Consider the following 16,917-nt stretch of genomic DNA (forward strand, 5'->3'; position numbering starts at 1 on the left):
TTTTATTTTGTTAAGATTGATAGTAATAATAATTGCTGTTATCCGTTTCAATGCCATTCAAAACGACTCCAAGCAAGGATGTATTAGCTTTCACTAAAAGCTCCTTTGCTTTTACGGCACTTTGTTTGTTTGTCTTGCCGCTCGATACTACCATGATCACGCCATCACATTTATTGGCTACAATCTGGGAATCTGGCACTATCAGAACGGGCGGTGTATCAAAAATGATATAATCATACATTTCTTTTAATTCATCAATCGCTGTTTCTATCGCTTTGGAATTTAATAATTCCGAAGGGTTAGGAGGTATTGGTCCACTCGTCAGAATTTCCAGATTAGGCACATTGGTTTTCATAAGTGCTTTTTCTATGCTCATTTTCTTGGTTAGCACACTCGTAAGTCCCTCTATATTACTAAGGCTAAAAGCATAATGAACGGATGGTTTCCTTAAATCTGCATCCACAAGGACAACTTTTTTATCCTCTTGTGCCAGCACAATCGCAAGGTTTGCTGCTGTTGTCGATTTCCCATCATTAGGCTCCGCAGAGGTTACCACAATGGTTTGTATGTCTTTATCCACTGAGGAAAATTGAATATTCGTTCTAATTAATCGATATTGTTCAGTAATAGGTGACTTTGGATTAGTCTGTGCTATCAAGTTCACCTGTTTTTTATCTTTACTTCTCAAAAATCCCGCTTCCTTTCATACTGCATCTTATCCGGATTATCCTTTATTTATGTACCTGTGTAATCTTTTGAATCGATCCAAGTATAGGTAATTCTAGGAGTCTCTCAATATCATCCTCTTCCTTGATCGTATTGTCCATATACTCAAGTAGGAATGCCAAGCCTATTCCAGCCATCAATCCAACTACGACCGCAATTGCGATATTCAAAAGTGGATTAGGTTTTACAGGACTAGGATTCTCCTTAATTTCTGCCTTGGCAAGTACGCTAACATTATCGACGTTCATGATATTCTTGATTTCCTTTTGGAAAGTTTCAGAAATCGTGTTTGCTATTTCTACAGCCTGTGACGGATTACTGTCTTGAACCGTTAATGAAAAGACTTGTGAATTTTCTTGGCTATTGATCGTGATTTTTTGACTAAGTTGATCTACGCTTTGGTTCAGTTCAAGTTCATCAATGACCTTATCCAAAATGGCAGGGCTTTTTATGATCACACTATATGTATTGATCATGTCAATATTAGATCGTATTTGAGTCGAGTCCAATTGGTTCTCCGATTGCTTCTGGTTAACCAGGATCTGTGTTGAAGATTGATAAACGGGTGTTAATAAGAAATAAGAAATCGTTCCACTAATCAAAGCGGCAATTAATGTCAGCAGCATGATTAGCTTCCAACGTTTCTTTAATGTTTTAAAAATATCTGTAATACTAATAGTTTCTTCCATTTCATCCTCCTGATATGTTAAAAATGACCTATTGCATTATACCATAATATTACCTAGTTATATGTATTTTCAAGGAAATTTACATGAAAGTTACAATGAAAGAATACTTTTCAAATGCAAAAGTAATTTTACAAAAAAGAAAATGGCAATACAAAGGAAATAATTTCTAAATTTCAAATATTGTATTAATGACAATTAAATAACTCATTTTCCAGAATATTTGCGCCTGAAATTTTATTAAACCTAAGTATACACCTACTACCATATTTTGTTAGGTGTTTGTGTATTTTAACAATATTTACCATAAATAAACCTAACTAAATGCCTACCAAAACAGAAAAATCCATTTATACATATAATAATGTCAGTATTTTAGTGCCTAGTTATCATTAAAAATGAAAGGAAAATGTGTAAACTGAAAGTGATAAGTTAAATCAGTATATAATTTTCATATTAATGGTTAGGTGTGGTCAAAATGATAGGTTACCGAGTTAAGGCGCATAGGGAAGAAAGGAAAATGTCAATTAGTGAACTCTCCGCAAAATCCGGCGTTGCCAAATCCTATATAAGCTCTCTGGAAAGAAACCTTCAAACAAACCCTACTATTTTAGTTTTGGAAAAGATCGCTAGAATCCTTTGTATTAAAGTGGATGTTCTGTTGAATGAACAAGCAGACAAGAGCATTGATGAAGAGTGGATGGAAATCATGCATGATGTTATGGAGTCAGGAATATCTAAAGAGGAAATGCGCGAATTTATTCAAGATAAGTCTTTAAAAATATAGAAATTGTGATACCGCTTAAATAGTTTATTTTAGAGCCCTAGGGCTCTTTTTATTTTGTTGTAGTCAATATTACTTAGATTTAAGATGATCACTTAATTTTTATAGATTGTTCTCCATAACTTTAGTAAAATGAGAATGATAATTACTATCAATTAAGGAGAATGGCTGTTATGGGTGTACCTTTGTTAAAAGAAGAACTTCCGGTTGTTAATAAAATCTGGTCGCGTGATTTTATTATGATTTTCTTGGCTAACTTTTTTGTTTTTTTATCCTTTCAGATGACTTCCCCTACCCTTCCGCTTTTTGTAAAGGAGCTTGGCGGAAATGAACGGTATATTGGGTTAGTTGCTGGCATGTTTTTATTTTCTGCCCTGATTGTCCGCCCCTTTGCTGGACAGGCCTTGGAAACAAAAGGCAGGCGTTTTGTTTTCTTGTTCGGTCTAGCCCTTTTGGCTGTAGCGATTGGTTCGTTTGGATTTATGATGAGTATTTTCCTTCTTTGCGCTATGAGGATTGTACAGGGGATTGGCTGGGGATATGCGACCACGGCCTCAGGTACGATTGCCTCCGATCTTATCCCAGCAAAGCGTCGGGGTGAGGGAATGGGATACTTCACTTTATCGGGTAATTTGGCGATGGCTTTTGGTCCTTCATTTGGGCTTTTCTTAGCGGATGTTTTAACCTTTCAACATTTGTTTTTATTTTGCGGAGTATTGAGCCTGGCAGCTTGGATCATGGCTTCAACAATAACGTATAAAAAAGTGGATCATGCTCCTGCCCTAGCTAAAACTAATAGGTTTGACATGTATGAAAAAAGCGCTGTTGCTCCGTCCGTTCTGGTTTTTTTCATTACAGTGACTTTTGGCGGGACTGCTACCTTCTTACCGCTTTATACAATCGAAAAAGGTCTGACAGGTATTCAAGGGTACTTTTTTCTTTACGCTTTAGCGCTTATTTTCACACGTATGTTTGCTGGAAAGATCTATGATCAAAAAGGACATCAAGCTGTCTTCATTCCATCCACTGTTTTTATCGCAGTGGCGATGCTATTGCTAGCCTGGATGCCAAGTAACATGATTCTGTATTTGGCAGCTATACTTTATGGCATTGGATTCGGTGCTGTCCAACCGGCTCTTCAAGCGTGGTCTCTTGAACACGCTGCCCGAAATCGAAAAGGCATGGCCAATGCCACTTTCTATTCCTTCTTTGATCTTGGAATCGGTTTTGGTGCCATCCTCTTCGGACAAATCGGCTATCTTTTCGGGTATATAAGCATTTACATAATGGCAGCAGTCTCTGTGGGGATTTCAATCTTGGCTTACCTATGGATTTTGCGAAAAATGAAGTAATTACACATTAAGGGACATCTTTGTGGATGTTCTTTTTTTGAAAGGCTCTTTTAGTAAAGATTGTTGTTATTAAAACGAAACGATTTAAGGTTGATTGGAGCGGAAGTGCGAGACTCCTTCGGTAGCAGCGGGACAGGTGAGACCCCACAGGCGTTTACGCCGTGGAGGCTCACCGCCCGCCCCGCGGAAAGCGAGCATCTGGAGGGGAAATCAACCACACCGCATTACTTGGTAAATGGCAACAGCCTATTGAAAACAGAAGTGATTTTGTAGAACCGTTTATCGCATTTGCATCAGCACATTTTTTAACCCCATGTAAAGTATGTAATGGTTTTATTTGTTTTAAGTAATGTTATTGTATTCCCTGTTTCCTTTTCTCTTTTTCGTTGTATGATAGAAAAAAAAGGAGTTTTGGGAATGATTATTCTGCAGTATATTGGAAAAGTCTTTTCATTCATGCATAAGGATATACCGGAAACTCATGTTAAATGCCATGTTTGTGCAGGTACAGGTGCTTACGATATTTATACAGATTGTCTTACCTGTAATGCAAAGGGATTAATTAGTAAAGTTGAGTATAATAGGAGGCTTGAAGAGGGTGAGATTTAAAGAATTTCATGAGGTCGATATATGTAAACCAGAAGCAATATTGGCTATTGCTTCTTTTTTTGTCCAAAAAGGTGCCGTTTGTCCCTAACATGTATAGGGTATTTTATTATCAGGGGGGATCATATGACAGCAAATACTCATATTGGTTTGGCTGTACCTGATTTGGATGCGACGATTAAGTGGTATGAGCAGGTGTCGGGATTCAAATTTGTGCCCCATTTTTCGAACAGTATAAAAAAGTGCCTATGAAGCTAATAAGTGGTCCCCGTATTGTACCGTGGCTATTTTCTTTAGCCCCTATTGATAACGACACTCATTATATTCTTCAATAACTCGATCAACTTCTTCCTTCACATCTGTTAATGATTCTGCTATATCTTTAAAGTGGCCAAAAAACTTTCCATCGTCGCATCATTAACCCAACAGTTTCCCTTGCGGAACATGGATTGGGTTAGCCCAAGTTCCTTCACTTTGTTTTTAAATTGTGGAATAAGTGTATTGGAAGCCTTAGTCAGAATGCAGGATTGCACTCCGCTGGAACTCGTGATTCACAGCCTGCCTTAGCTTATTTATAGTCACATAAACGATATTCATATCTAATGATGTGGAATGATACATAACTATTTCTTTTTTTGGCCACATCTTTTACGCATGACAAATACGCCTTTTGATCCTTCCATAATAAAGGTAGGTAATGTCTGTATCGTACAATTTTAACTCTTTAAGTGCCTCTATCATAAGTCGTAGCATTTCATCGTCTGTTAAAACTACAGTAATCTTAATATCATCACCTATGTATCCGGATTGGCCATGAACTCATCCTCCTTGCTGTTAAATAGGGAATATGAACCATTCAGAATAATTGTTTAATCTATTAAAATAATTACTGATTTAAATAAATATATTAGAGATATAAGCCCCTCTCAATTTAGAGAAGGGCTTTAACTATGGAGGAGTAACCTTAGGGGTGCACAATAATAGAAGAATGATTTGTGAAAAGCCCTTAAACCTATACATATTAGCTAATTATATATTATCTTAATGTAACAAATGATAAGTCAAAGGAGTGATATATTTGAAAGTGGAAGGTGTATATACTTATTTATGTGAAAATTGTCAAACACTGTTTGGCGTAGTATCTCGTCTTTCTGTTATGGAAGATAGAATTGATACTCTGACGTGTCCTAAGTGTTCTAAGAAAGTAGCAGTATGTATTGGAGAAGGGCATATAAATTACGTAACTCATGAAAGAAGGGAAAAAATAATAACGAACGAAACGGATGAGATATCACAACTACCAGAATTATTAACTGTAGAGCATTTGGCAGATTATTTAAATGTTAGTGAAAGAACGGCCGATGAATACATGGGAAGTCCCGATTTTCCTTTAATTCGTTTAAAAAGGTCCAAGAGGGTTTTCAGGGATGACTTTTTAGACTGGTTACAATCAAAGAAAAAATAAAACAAGAAGAAGTCATTTGGAAATTGTATGGCTAATAGAAATTTTAAAAAAAGCTGAGGTGCTACGTAATGGCAGCACCTTATTTGTATTTTTTTATTTAATCTGTTGGTCTGCAAAGCTATCAAGCTAAGCCAAGACTTCCTGATTTATGACCATTACCTTCCGCTTGTTCCTGCACCGTCTGCTTCATTAAATTCATTTTCCCTCGACTACTTATCTTATTTATCCCATAGGCTATTGCTTCTGTTTTTTGTCCAAAAAGGTGCCGTTTGCCCCTAACAGTACGAGGGTATTTTATGATCAGGGGGGATACATATGACAGCAATTACTCATATTGGATTGGCTGTACCTGATTTGGATGCTGCGATTAAGTGGTATGAGCAGGTGTTGGGTTTCAGGTTATTGGCGGGTCCATATTCGTTTGATGCAAGTGCGGAGAATGAACATAATATGACGAATGATCTTCTTGGTGATGATGTTAAAAAGATGCGCAATGCACATTTGATGGCGGATCATGGAGTGGGGATTGAGCTTTTTGAGTTTGAGGAGCCGAGGATGCCTAAAGGTGAGAGTCGCGGTTATGAAGGCTTTTTTCATATTTGCTTGATAGCGGATGATATCGAAAAGCTGGCTGATGATATTGCTGCTTCTGGCGGAAGAAAGCGAAGCGATATATGGAATACCTGGGAGAACAAGCCCTATTATTTAATATATTGTGAAGATCCTTTCGGCAATATCATTGAACTTTACAGCCGAAGCACGGAATTGATGTATGGAAATAGAGATTGACAAGAACAGCCCCCAATTTAAGTATTGGGGGCTGTTTTATATCACTTTTTAACCGTTGTTTTTCTTGATTCGCTTACATTTTTCGCTTTGTCTTTGGCATAGGTATATAGGTTCTGCCCGGCTTTTTGCTTAGGGATTTTAACCGAGAATGTGCCTTTGGACGTTGCTGTGGCAGAGCCGATCACTTTTTTTGATGCTTTGATGGATACCGTGGAGTTGGCTTCCGCTTTGCCTGTTACTTTTGTCGTTTTTGTTGTTACTGTGTTGACCGTCGGTTTACTTGGAGCTGTTTTGTCTGCGACGGTCACGGTTTTGATCGAGCTAACATTTCCTGCTTTATCTGTTGCTGTAACGGATAGGACTTTTCCGGCTTTTTGTTTTTTTGACATCGTTACGGTGAAATTCCCTGCGCTGTTGGAATTTGCTTTGCCTAGAACCGTACTGCCAGTTTTGACAGTGACGGAAGAACTTGCTTCCGCTTTGCCGGTTACTTTGACGGTATTGTCACCCACCGTATTTACGGACGGTCTTGCAGGGGCCGTTTTATCTGCCACTTTAAATGAAACGGGTATACTTTTATTTCCCGATTGATCGATTAGCCTCGTAGAGATGGTCGTACCGGCTGTTTGTTTTGCAATAGTCGTCGTAAACGTTTTTTCGCCGTTGATTTTCACTGTGGCGAGTTGTTTGTTAGCGGTATAAATGGAGACCGTCCCCGTTTTAAAATCGGTCGGGATTTTCCCATTGATCTTCGTGTCCTTATCGGATATCGCGGTCACGGCCGGTTTGGTCAGCGTCTTCATCTCGAGTGCTTTTTTGGCATTGACCCGCCCGTTTCCATAGTATATGTCTTTCCCTTTCGCACCTAGGTCCACGGCTGAATCATAGAGGCGGTATTCGACCTCCGTTTTGTTGAGTTTGGGCTCATTGGACCAAATCAGTGCCGCTACACCCGCCACCATCGGCGTGGCCATCGATGTTCCGCTCATCCAGCCGTATCTACCATATGGCAAGGTTGAGAGGATATCATCTCCAGGGGCCGCGATATCGACTGTTGAATGGTAGTTGGAATAACTGGGACGCCTGTCCCTTGAGTCAGTGGCCGCAACGGAAATGACGTGGCTGAATGCGGCTGGGTACACACGCTGTACATTTTTCCCCATATCCCCTTCATTCCCGGCAGCCGCGACGATCAATACCCCTTTTTTATAGGCTTCCTGGACGGCCTTGTTCAAGGCCTCCGAATAACTGGTGTCTCCTAAACTCATATTGATGATGTTTGCCTTTTGCTGAACGGCATAATGTATCGCCTCAATGATATCAGCCGTATTGGCATACTCTCCATCAAAAACGTTGATCGGCATTAGTTTAACGTTCGGGGCAACACCCGTTCCGCCTATGCCGTTGTTCGCAGAACCGGCAATGATGCCTGCGATATGTGTTCCATGCGCGCCTTTTGGTACGATATGCTTCCGATTTTTTACCGTATCATAGGCATTGACGATCTTCCCTTTTAAATCTTCGTGGTTGCGATCGATGCCGTCGTCAATGATGGCCACGATCAATTCCTTCGACCCCATAGTTTTTGTCCACGCTGCACTCGTACCAAGCCTTTTATGATGCCATTGGTCTATGTAAGCTGGATCGTTCGGGCTTTCCATCTTCTTGAAAAGATAGTTTGGTTCTGCATATTCCACATTCTTCTGTTCTTCAAGCTCCTCGATCACGTTGTCGGTCGTTTCCCCTTTAGGAACCTCCACCTTCTCTATCAACTCGTTGATCGGCTCATCTTCCGTCTCTTTATATTTGACGATGACACCATCAGATTGCGGTGTCTCTTCTGCAGAAGCAGCATCCGGCTGGTAGATTGGCAGAATCATGAACAGTAATAATACCGGCAGTAAAACCTGAATAATTTTGTGCATACAATCACTCCAAAAATATGATTAAGAATAGCTATCGATGAGGTTATATCATGATCCAATTCTACTATTATTCCTAACTAGATTGTATACCGTCTGATTTGGATTTACTAACCTTTTTATCTAGTTAAAATAGCTTATTTAAAAAACAAACAAACGCTATAAAGCGGACTCAGTTTGTCTACAAAATGGGGTTCTGCCTAAATTCTAAATGAACGGAAGGTACGAGACTCCTGCGGGAAAAGCGAGTCCAAGGGAGACCCCGCAGACCGAAACGGCGAGAAGGCTCACGGACCGCTCGCGGAAAGGAGTGCCTGGAGTGGAATTGAATTCAACAAACCCTCAAAAAAACTGCAGGCAAAAGGAGTTCTATCTTACTGTTAAAACAAAGTTGATTGGAGCGGGTGTTCGAGACTCCTGCTTAGAAAAGCGCGTCCAGGGGAGACCCCGCAGACGCGAAGCGTCGAGGAGGCTCCCGGACCGCCCGCGGAAAGCGAGTGCCTGGAGCGGAAATCAACAAACAAAAAACTATAGGCAAAAGGAGTTCTATCTTACTGTTAAAACAAAGTTGATTGGAGCGGAAGGTACGAGACTCCTGCGGGAAAAGCGAGTCCAGGGGAGACCCCGCAGACGCGAAGCGTTGAGGAGGCTCCCGGACCGCCCGCGGAAAGCGAGTGCCTGGAGCGGAAATCAACAAACAAAAAACTGCAGGCAAAAGGAGTTCTATCTTACTGTTAAAACAAAGTTGATTGGAGCGGAAGGTACGAGACTCCTGCGGGAAAAGCGAGTCCAGGGGAGACCCCGCAGGCGCGAAGCGTCGAGGAGGCTCCCGGACCACCCACGGAAAGCGAGTGCCTGGAGCGGAAATCAACAATCCCTCAAAAAAACTGCAGGCAAACCCGATTTCCTCGAGTTTGCCTGCAGTCATCGCTATAAAGCGGTTTAATGTCCACCTAAATAGGCATTCTTGATTTCTTCGCTTGCGGTCAGTTCCTCTGATTTGCCCGATAGGACAATTCGGCCGGTTTCGACAACATAGGCTCTGTCCGCGATGGATAGTGCTAAGTTGGCATTTTGTTCGACCAGCAGGATCGTGGTACCTGTTTTGTTGATTTCTTCGATGATGTTAAAGATTTGCTTCACCAATAATGGCGCGAGTCCCATCGATGGCTCGTCCAATAACAGGAGCCGTGGCTTGGCCATGAGGGCCCTGCCCATTGCGAGCATTTGCTGTTCCCCTCCGGAAAGGGTTCCGGATTGCTGTTTCAGGCGCTCTAGCAAACGCGGGAATAATTCATAGACTTTCTCCATATCCTGCTTGATGCCTGCCTTATCTTTGCGTAAATAAGCACCAAGCTGAAGGTTTTCTTCAACCGTCATGTTAGCAAAGACACGCCGGCCTTCAGGGACATGGGAGATGCCCATTTTCACGATGGATTGTGCTGCCTTTCCGCCGATGGATTGCCCTTCGTAGATGATCTTCCCTTGTTTTGGTTTTAATAGGCCGGAAATGCTTTTCAGCATCGTGCTTTTCCCGGCACCGTTCGCCCCGATAAGGGTCACGATTTCGCCTTCGTTAATAGAAAGCGAGACACCTTTCAAGGCTTGAATGTTTCCATAATAGACGTTGATGTCCTCGATTTTTAACATTATGAAACCTCCTCGCCCAGATAGGCCTCGATGACTTTTGGATTGTTACGGATTTCCTCTGGCTTTCCTTGAGCGATCAGTTGTCCGTGATCGAGTACGTATATGCGTTCGCAAACACCCATGACGAGGGGCATATCATGCTCTATCAATAATACGGTCAAATCGAATTTCTCACGGATGAGGGCAATCAGGTTCATGAGTTCGTGCGTTTCCTGGGGATTCATCCCCGCAGCCGGTTCATCCAGCAAAAGCAGTTTCGGGTTGGCTGCAAGTGCGCGGGCGATTTCCAAACGTCTTTGTTTACCATATGGCAGGTTCTTTGCCTTTTCATCCTTATATTGATCAAGGTTGAAGATCTTCAGGAACTCGATCGCCTTTTCATCCATTTCCTTTTCGCCTTTAAAATGGATCGGCATGCGTAAGATCGAACTTAAGATGCCATGTTTCGAAAGCGAATGATAGGCCACTTTAACATTATCGATCACGGATAGTTCACTGAATAAGCGAATGTTCTGGAATGTCCGGCTGATCCCTTTTTGCGTGATTTTATATGGAGGCAGTTTTCTTAAGTTCTCACCTTCCAAAGAAATGGTGCCCTCCGTCGGGACGTAAACTCCTGTCAGCAAATTAAAGAAAGTTGTTTTTCCAGCGCCGTTCGGCCCGATCAAGCCAATCAGTTCTCCTGGATATAACTCGACGTTAACATCAGAAACGGCTTTAAGCCCTCCGAACTGGATGCCGACTGAATCAACTTTAAGCAGCGGTGTTTTTATTTTTTTCATGGCTGCTTCCTCCTTTACGTTTGAACATGGATGTTAATTCTTTTGTCCCCATTAAACCTTGTGGACGATAGAGCATCATCACGATAAGGACAAGGCTGTAGATGATCATGCGCGTTTCCGGATAATCCTGAAGGAAAGTCGTGACTACCGTCAGTAATATCGCGGCCAATACGGCACCGGAAAGACTTCCAAGACCGCCAAGTACCACTAGGATCAAAATATCGAATGATTTCAGGAATCCGAAATTCGATGGCTGGATGATATAGAAGTTATGAGCGTAAAGCCCTCCGGCAATACCGGCAAAAAAAGCACCGATCGCAAACGCGACAACTTTGTAATACGTCGTGTTGATCCCCATCGAATCGGCAGCCGTCTCGTCCTCGCGGATCGATATGCAGGCCCTGCCATGGGTCGAGCTAGTAAAGTTCCGGATGACGATGATCGTAACGATGACGGAAGCGAATACCCACGGCCAAGTGGTCAAATGGGAAACCTGCATGCCGCTCGCCCCGCCGACATAATCGATATTCAAAAGCATGATCCGGACTATTTCCCCAAAACCGAGGGTCGCAATCGCCAGGTAGTCACCTTTTAAGCGTAAGCTTGGAATTCCGATGATCAAGCCAGCCAACGCTGACGCCAAACCGCCGACTATCAATGCCGCATAAAATGGCATTTCCAGCTTCATCGTCATTACGGCCGAAGCATAGGCACCGACGGCCAGGAATCCGGCATGTCCGATGGAGAACTGGCCGGTTATCCCGATGATCAAGTGCAGGCTCGCTGCCAGAATGATATTGATCCCGATGAACATGAGCGTATTTTGATAAAAAGGATTTAGCGATCCGCCGCCGATTAACACTTGAACTACGGCGAAAAAGATCAATGATAGTGAAATCGAGAGCCAAAAACCTTTTGCTCGCTTAATTGTAGTCATTGCTTTGTCTCCCCTATACTTTTTCTTTTTTGTTTTTACCGAATAAGCCTTGTGGCATGAAAATCAAGATAAGAATCAGTACGACGAAGGCTACAGCATCACGCCATAATGAGTAACCGGCGGCGCTGACCAAAGCTTCGATGACACCTAGCAATAGGCCACCGACCATAGCGCCCGGTATAATCCCGATCCCTCCAAGTACGGCGGCAACGAATGCCTTCAATCCCGGTAGCACACCCATGAGCGGCTCGATCTTAATATAGTAAATACCGAAAATGACGCCCGCTGCCCCAGCCAATGCGGAACCGATTGCAAAGGTGGCAGAAATCGTATTATCGACATTTATTCCCATCAGCTTGGCTGCATCCGCGTCGAAGGAAACGGCACGCATCGCTTTTCCTATTTTTGATTTATGAACGATGATTTGAAGGATGATCATTAGAACTACGGCCACTCCAAAAATCAAAACCGATTGACTATTGATGGAAACTCCAAAAATATCGAACTTGTCTGTCGGCAATACATCATTCGGATAAGCTTCCGGCTGTGCACCGCGGACGTAGATGAATCCGTATTCGATCAAAAGGGAAACACCGATGGCAGTGATAAGGGCAGCAATCCGTGTTGCGTTACGCAATGGCTTGTACGCGATACGCTCGATCAAAACCCCGAACAGCGCACAGACCGTCATCGAGATTAATAGGGCGGGAATGAATGACAGATCCAGAACCGTTATCGAGTAAAACCCAACGAATGAGCCGACCATGAATACATCGCCATGTGCGAAGTTTATCAATTTGACAATCCCGTAAACCATCGTATATCCGAGAGCGATAAGGGCATAAATACTTCCTAGTGAAACCCCGTTTATTAACTGTTGTATCAATTCCATGTTCGACTCTCCTTGAAAATCCAATTTTATGAGTGATTAGTCCAGACTCTTTTCATTCCGCATTGGGGAAGTTCAGCGACCTGGTATGCTTTGAAAATGAGAATTCGCCAGCACCTTCTTATTGACGAAGGGCCGGCGAAAACGTTGGAGTTTTTCTCCGAATTAAGGATTGATTTTTGTGTTGAATACTTGTTTTCCTTCTTTAAATTCAAGAATCGTAGCAGATTTGATTGGATTATGTTTTTCATCCAATGTGAATGTACCCGTTACAAGCTCAAGGTCCGCCGTTTTTTCCAGCGCTTCCTTGATTTTTTCTGAATCCGCTGAACCAGCACGTTTAATAGCGTCTGCAAGGAAGTATCCTGTGTCATATCCTAGCGCGTTGAATGCATCCGGGGATTTATCTTTGTACTTCGCTTTGAATGCTGACACAAAATTCTGAATTTTCTCATCAGGGTCACCTGAAGAATAATGGTTCGTGATGAACGTGTTATTTAGAGCTTTTGCACCGGCAATTTCAACAAGCTTAGGAGAATCCCAGCCGTCGCCGCCCATGAATGGTACGTCAAGTCCAGTTTCGCGTGCCTGCTTCACGATCAGACCAGCTTCCTCATAGTAACCGGGAAGGAAAATGAAATCAGGTTTTGCCGATTTCAAACGAGTCAATGTGGAACGGAAATCAGTATCCTTCGCAATGTAAGCTTCCTCAGCAACGATCTTTCCGCCATTTTTTTCGAATTGTTCTTTAAAGGCTGCGGCTAACCCTTTTGAATAATCACTTGCGCTGTCAATATAGATGGCTGCACTTTTCGCTTTGATTTCTTTAGTGGCGAAATTCGCAGCTACCGTCCCTTGGAACGGATCGATGAAGCTTGTCCGGAAAATGTAATCGTTCAATTTATCCTTGCTGAAAGTGATTTCAGGGCTTGTACCGGATGGTGAGATGACCGGCACTTTATTATCTTGGGCAATCTGTACTTGTGCAATCGAGTTCGTGCTTGTCGCTGCACCGACAATCGCTGCAACCTGATCTTGTGATGTCAGCTTGATCGCTCCGCTTGTCGCCTCAGACGCTTCAGATTTATTATCGACTTTTATAAGTTTGATTTTTTTACCGTCAATGCCTTCTTTATTGATTTCTGCAGTTGCAAGCTCCAGGCCTTCTGCAATCGATTGTCCATATGAGGCTACGCCGCCAGATAATTCAAGGTTGACACCAATCTTGATCGTATCTCCATCCCCGCTTGATTTTTCTGATGAACCAGAGCCGGAACAACCAGCCAGCACTCCTGCTGCAAGTGTCAGAGAAAGGAATGCACCTGCTAACTTTTTCTTTTTCATAAATAATCCCCCTTTTGTAATCAAGCTCTGATGCATGAATATTTATTCATGATGCCTCAGAAAAAATTGATTAGATGAAATGTTGCAAATTAAATTAATATTTCGAAAAATAGTTTACCGCATAATTTTCATTCCGTCTATACAATAATTGTGAGAAGATTTCGCCAAATAGGATATTTTTCTCAGCGAGTACTATATCATTTTTATCTTTATATATTTTAAATATTGCGAAAATAGGCGGTATAATCAGAAAAAACTGATAATTTAATTATATTGATATTGTAAATTCTTTATTTATTGCTCAAAAAATTTTATTCATTCCCTTATTCTTTTCATCCTATTACTTACATTTTTACCAAAAAACAAGTATATCGATAGGGAATTAAACCCGGTTTTTTCGTTGTTTTTTAGTCTTAATTCCTATATCAAAATTGAATAATACTATACTGGATGTATAAAATCATGCATGAATATCCTCCGCTTTTATCTTCCTGTATATTATGCATCTCTCGATCAACAATAAAAAAACCGCCAAACGGCGGTTCCCGGTTCAATGGCCTCCTAAATAGGCCAGTTTTATTTCTTCACTTGATGTGAGTTCATCGGCATTGCCCGAGAGGACGATTCGGCCCGTTTCAACGACATAAGCCCGATCTGCAATGGATAGAGCAAGGTTGGCGTTTTGCTCGACCAAAAGGATCGTTGTACCGGACTCACTGATTTCCTGGATGATATTGAATATTTGCTTCACCAGGAGCGGTGCAAGGCCCATCGAAGGTTCATCGAGCAATAATAATCGTGGTTTCGCCATTAAAGCCCTGCCCATTGCAAGCATCTGCTGTTCTCCGCCTGAAAGCGTGCCAGCCTGCTGTTTGATTCTCTCCAGCAGTCTTGGAAATAACTCATAGACCTTTTTCATGTCTTTATTAATGTTCTCTTTGTCTTTTCGCAAATAGGCCCCAAGCTCCAGGTTTTCGGCAACCGTCATGTTAGCAAAAACACGGCGCCCTTCAGGTACATGGGATATGCCCATTTTCACGATGGACTGGGCAGCTTTTCCTCCGATCGGATCGCCTTCGAACAGAACTTTTCCTTGCTTTGGTTTTAACAGACCGGAAATCGTTTTGAGCAACGTGCTTTTTCCCGCTCCGTTCGCCCCGATCAAAGTCACGATCTCCCCCTCGTTTATCTCCATGGAAACCCCTTTTAAAGCTTGGATATTGCCATAATAAACATTGATGTCCTCAATTTTCAGCATCAGGAAACCTCCTCCCCTAAATATGCCTCGATAACCTTTGGATCGTTGCGGATTTCTTCCGGCTTTCCGTGGGCGATAAGCTGTCCATGATCAAGGACATATATCCGTTCGCAAACCCCCATGACCAGTGACATATCATGTTCGATGAGCAAAACGGTAAGGTTGAATTCCCTCCGGATAAAAGCAATGAGGTTCATCAATTCTTTCGTTTCATGCGGGTTCATCCCGGCTGCGGGTTCATCCAGTAAAAGAAGTTTCGGATTGGCGGCAAGAGCACGGGCAATTTCCAGCCGCCTTTGCTGTCCGTATGGAAGATTCTTCGCTTTTTCATCCTTAAAGTGGTCAAGGTTGAATATCCTTAAGAATTCCAGCGCCTTTTCATTCATTTCCTTTTCCCCGGAAAAATGTCCAGGCACCCGGAATATGGAGCTTGCAATTCCATGCTTGGCAAGCGAGTGGTAAGCAACCTTCACGTTATCGATCACGGATAACTCACTGAAGAGGCGAATATTTTGAAAGGTCCTCGAAATCCCTTTTCGGGTAATTTTATATGGCGGCTGCTTATTCAGGTTTTCCCCGTTCAAGGCAATCGTTCCTTCTGTAGGGACATACACACCCGTCAATAAATTGAAGAAGGTCGTTTTCCCAGCTCCATTCGGTCCGATCAAGCCTACTAGTTCCCCTGGAAATAATTCGACGTTCACATCGGACACCGCTTTCAATCCGCCAAAACGGATACCCACCGAATCTACTTTAAGCAACGGTATTGTGGCTTCCATCCTTTGGGCCCCCTTTCGTTTTCTTATGTTGGAACAATGATGTGATTTCTCTTGTTCCCATTAAACCCTGCGGGCGGAAAATCATCATCAGGATCAGGACAAGACTGTAGATGATCATCCTCGTTTCCGGATAATCCTGAAGGAATGTCGTCACGATCGTCAGTAGAATTGCCGCTAAAACCGAGCCTGAAAGACTTCCAAGACCGCCAAGTACGACGAAAATCAGTATATCGAAGGATTTCAGGAAACCGAAATTCGATGGCTGGATAATATAAAAATTATGGGCATAAAGCGATCCAGCAATTCCGGCAAAAAAAGCTCCAATGACGAAAGCCGCCACTTTATAATAGGTCGTATTGATTCCCATCGCATCAGCCGCCGTTTCATCTTCCCTTACGGATATGCATGCACGCCCGTGAGTCGAATTCGTGAAATTCCTGATGACCAAGACGGTGATCATGACACAGGCGAAGACCCATGGCCAAGTGGTCAGGTGGGATACCTGCATCCCGCTTGCCCCGCCTACATAGTCAATATTCAAAAGGACGATCCGGACAATTTCCCCAAATCCAAGGGTAGCTATCGCCAGGTAATCCCCCTTCAGACGCAAGCTGGGTATCCCGATCACCATACCCGCAACGGCGGCGATGACGCCCCCAGCCAATACAGCTATGATGAAAGGAAGTTCCAGCTTCATTGTCATGACTGCGGAAGCATAGGCCCCAACCGCTAAAAAACCTGCATGTCCGATCGAGAACTGCCCGGTTATTCCAATGATTAAATGAAGGCTCGTCGCCAGCATGATATTGATGCCGATGAACATGAGCGTGTTGATATAAAATGGATTAAGGATACCGTTTGAAATGGTGTACTGCATGATTCCGAAAAAAATAAGTGCGAGCACGATCGAGAGCCAAAAACCCTTTGAATTCTTTAAAGTAGTCATCG

Annotated in this window: 18 protein-coding genes and 1 pseudogene; 7 read left to right on the forward strand and 12 right to left on the reverse strand. The window is 42.5% G+C overall.

Going from position 1 to position 16,917, the window contains the following annotated elements; translation table 11 throughout:
* Window positions 1–10: 10 nt before the first annotated feature.
* A complete protein-coding gene (locus QNH43_RS18985; protein WP_283915265.1) occupies window positions 11–688 on the reverse strand; it encodes a CpsD/CapB family tyrosine-protein kinase in 678 nt (225 codons plus the stop codon).
* A gap of 43 nt (window positions 689–731) precedes the next feature.
* Window positions 732–1,415, reverse strand: a complete 684-nt coding sequence (locus QNH43_RS18990) for a YveK family protein (RefSeq protein ID WP_283915266.1) — start codon at window positions 1,413–1,415, stop codon at window positions 732–734.
* A gap of 475 nt (window positions 1,416–1,890) precedes the next feature.
* Between QNH43_RS18990 and QNH43_RS18995 the strand changes: the two genes are divergently transcribed.
* The 4 genes from QNH43_RS18995 (at window position 1,891) to QNH43_RS19010 (ending at window position 4,406) form a co-directional block, all read left to right on the forward strand.
* Window positions 1,891–2,199 carry a helix-turn-helix domain-containing protein gene (locus tag QNH43_RS18995; RefSeq protein ID WP_283915267.1) on the forward strand — a complete coding sequence of 103 codons (309 nt, stop codon included), beginning with the start codon at window positions 1,891–1,893 and terminating at the stop codon, window positions 2,197–2,199.
* Between the two features lie 170 nt (window positions 2,200–2,369).
* Window positions 2,370–3,548 (forward strand): MFS transporter, encoded by a 1,179-nt coding sequence (locus QNH43_RS19000; protein WP_283915268.1) that lies wholly within the window; start codon window positions 2,370–2,372, stop codon window positions 3,546–3,548.
* 417 nt (window positions 3,549–3,965) lie between these two features.
* Complete coding sequence (locus QNH43_RS19005; RefSeq protein ID WP_048681418.1) at window positions 3,966–4,157, forward strand: hypothetical protein; 192 nt, start codon at window positions 3,966–3,968, stop codon at window positions 4,155–4,157.
* Window positions 4,158–4,280: 123 nt separating this feature from the next.
* Window positions 4,281–4,406: a VOC family protein gene (locus tag QNH43_RS19010; RefSeq protein ID WP_283915269.1), complete on the forward strand. Its 126-nt coding sequence runs from the start codon at window positions 4,281–4,283 to the stop codon at window positions 4,404–4,406.
* A 396-nt stretch (window positions 4,407–4,802) separates the two neighbouring features.
* Here QNH43_RS19010 and QNH43_RS27860 read toward each other — a convergent pair.
* Window positions 4,803–4,955: pseudogene (locus QNH43_RS27860) on the reverse strand (hypothetical protein); the annotation flags it as partial.
* A gap of 283 nt (window positions 4,956–5,238) precedes the next feature.
* On the opposite strand from QNH43_RS27860, the gene QNH43_RS19015 reads away from it, so the two are divergent.
* Together QNH43_RS19015 and QNH43_RS19020 are read left to right on the forward strand one after the other, a co-directional pair.
* Window positions 5,239–5,619, forward strand: a complete 381-nt coding sequence (locus QNH43_RS19015) for a helix-turn-helix domain-containing protein (RefSeq protein ID WP_230162966.1) — start codon at window positions 5,239–5,241, stop codon at window positions 5,617–5,619.
* Window positions 5,620–5,934: 315 nt separating this feature from the next.
* Window positions 5,935–6,408 carry a VOC family protein gene (locus QNH43_RS19020; protein WP_283915270.1) on the forward strand — a complete coding sequence of 158 codons (474 nt, stop codon included), beginning with the start codon at window positions 5,935–5,937 and terminating at the stop codon, window positions 6,406–6,408.
* 41 nt (window positions 6,409–6,449) lie between these two features.
* On the opposite strand, the gene QNH43_RS19025 is transcribed toward QNH43_RS19020, so the two are convergent.
* Window positions 6,450–8,333 carry a S8 family serine peptidase gene (locus tag QNH43_RS19025; RefSeq protein WP_283915271.1) on the reverse strand — a complete coding sequence of 628 codons (1,884 nt, stop codon included), beginning with the start codon at window positions 8,331–8,333 and terminating at the stop codon, window positions 6,450–6,452.
* Between the two features lie 316 nt (window positions 8,334–8,649).
* Between QNH43_RS19025 and QNH43_RS19030 the strand changes: the two genes are divergently transcribed.
* The gene (locus QNH43_RS19030) at window positions 8,650–9,276 is read left to right on the forward strand and encodes a hypothetical protein (protein WP_283915272.1); all 627 of its coding nucleotides are present in this window, start codon (window positions 8,650–8,652) and stop codon (window positions 9,274–9,276) included.
* On the opposite strand, the gene QNH43_RS19035 is transcribed toward QNH43_RS19030, so the two are convergent.
* The 8 genes from QNH43_RS19035 to QNH43_RS19070 form a co-directional block, all read right to left on the reverse strand.
* Entirely contained in the window at window positions 9,273–9,980 is a 708-nt protein-coding gene (locus tag QNH43_RS19035; RefSeq protein WP_076365046.1) for an ABC transporter ATP-binding protein, read from the reverse strand. The two genes, QNH43_RS19030 and QNH43_RS19035, sit on opposite strands and share 4 nt — an antisense overlap.
* A complete protein-coding gene (locus QNH43_RS19040) occupies window positions 9,980–10,762 on the reverse strand; it encodes an ABC transporter ATP-binding protein (RefSeq protein WP_214773414.1) in 783 nt (260 codons plus the stop codon). Before QNH43_RS19040 ends, QNH43_RS19035 begins: the two co-directional genes overlap by 1 nt.
* On the reverse strand, window positions 10,734–11,699 hold the full coding sequence (locus QNH43_RS19045) for a branched-chain amino acid ABC transporter permease (RefSeq protein WP_076365044.1): 966 nt from the start codon (window positions 11,697–11,699) through the stop codon (window positions 10,734–10,736). The genes QNH43_RS19040 and QNH43_RS19045 overlap by 29 nt, the downstream gene beginning before the upstream one ends.
* A 13-nt stretch (window positions 11,700–11,712) precedes the next feature.
* Entirely contained in the window at window positions 11,713–12,591 is an 879-nt protein-coding gene (locus QNH43_RS19050) for a branched-chain amino acid ABC transporter permease (RefSeq protein ID WP_283897609.1), read from the reverse strand.
* A gap of 162 nt (window positions 12,592–12,753) precedes the next feature.
* The gene (locus tag QNH43_RS19055; protein WP_076365040.1) at window positions 12,754–13,932 is read right to left on the reverse strand and encodes an ABC transporter substrate-binding protein; all 1,179 of its coding nucleotides are present in this window, start codon (window positions 13,930–13,932) and stop codon (window positions 12,754–12,756) included.
* A gap of 550 nt (window positions 13,933–14,482) precedes the next feature.
* A complete protein-coding gene (locus QNH43_RS19060) occupies window positions 14,483–15,190 on the reverse strand; it encodes an ABC transporter ATP-binding protein (RefSeq protein ID WP_283915273.1) in 708 nt (235 codons plus the stop codon).
* A complete protein-coding gene (locus QNH43_RS19065) occupies window positions 15,190–15,969 on the reverse strand; it encodes an ABC transporter ATP-binding protein (RefSeq protein ID WP_076365036.1) in 780 nt (259 codons plus the stop codon). Before QNH43_RS19065 ends, QNH43_RS19060 begins: the two co-directional genes overlap by 1 nt.
* Window positions 15,944–16,915, reverse strand: coding sequence for a branched-chain amino acid ABC transporter permease (locus QNH43_RS19070; protein WP_283915274.1), 972 nt, complete (start codon window positions 16,913–16,915; stop codon window positions 15,944–15,946). The genes QNH43_RS19065 and QNH43_RS19070 overlap by 26 nt, the downstream gene beginning before the upstream one ends.
* Between the last annotated feature and the right edge of the window lie 2 nt (window positions 16,916–16,917).

This window comes from Peribacillus simplex (genome assembly GCF_030123325.1).
Classification (GTDB): Bacteria; Bacillota; Bacilli; order Bacillales; family DSM-1321; genus Peribacillus; species Peribacillus simplex_D.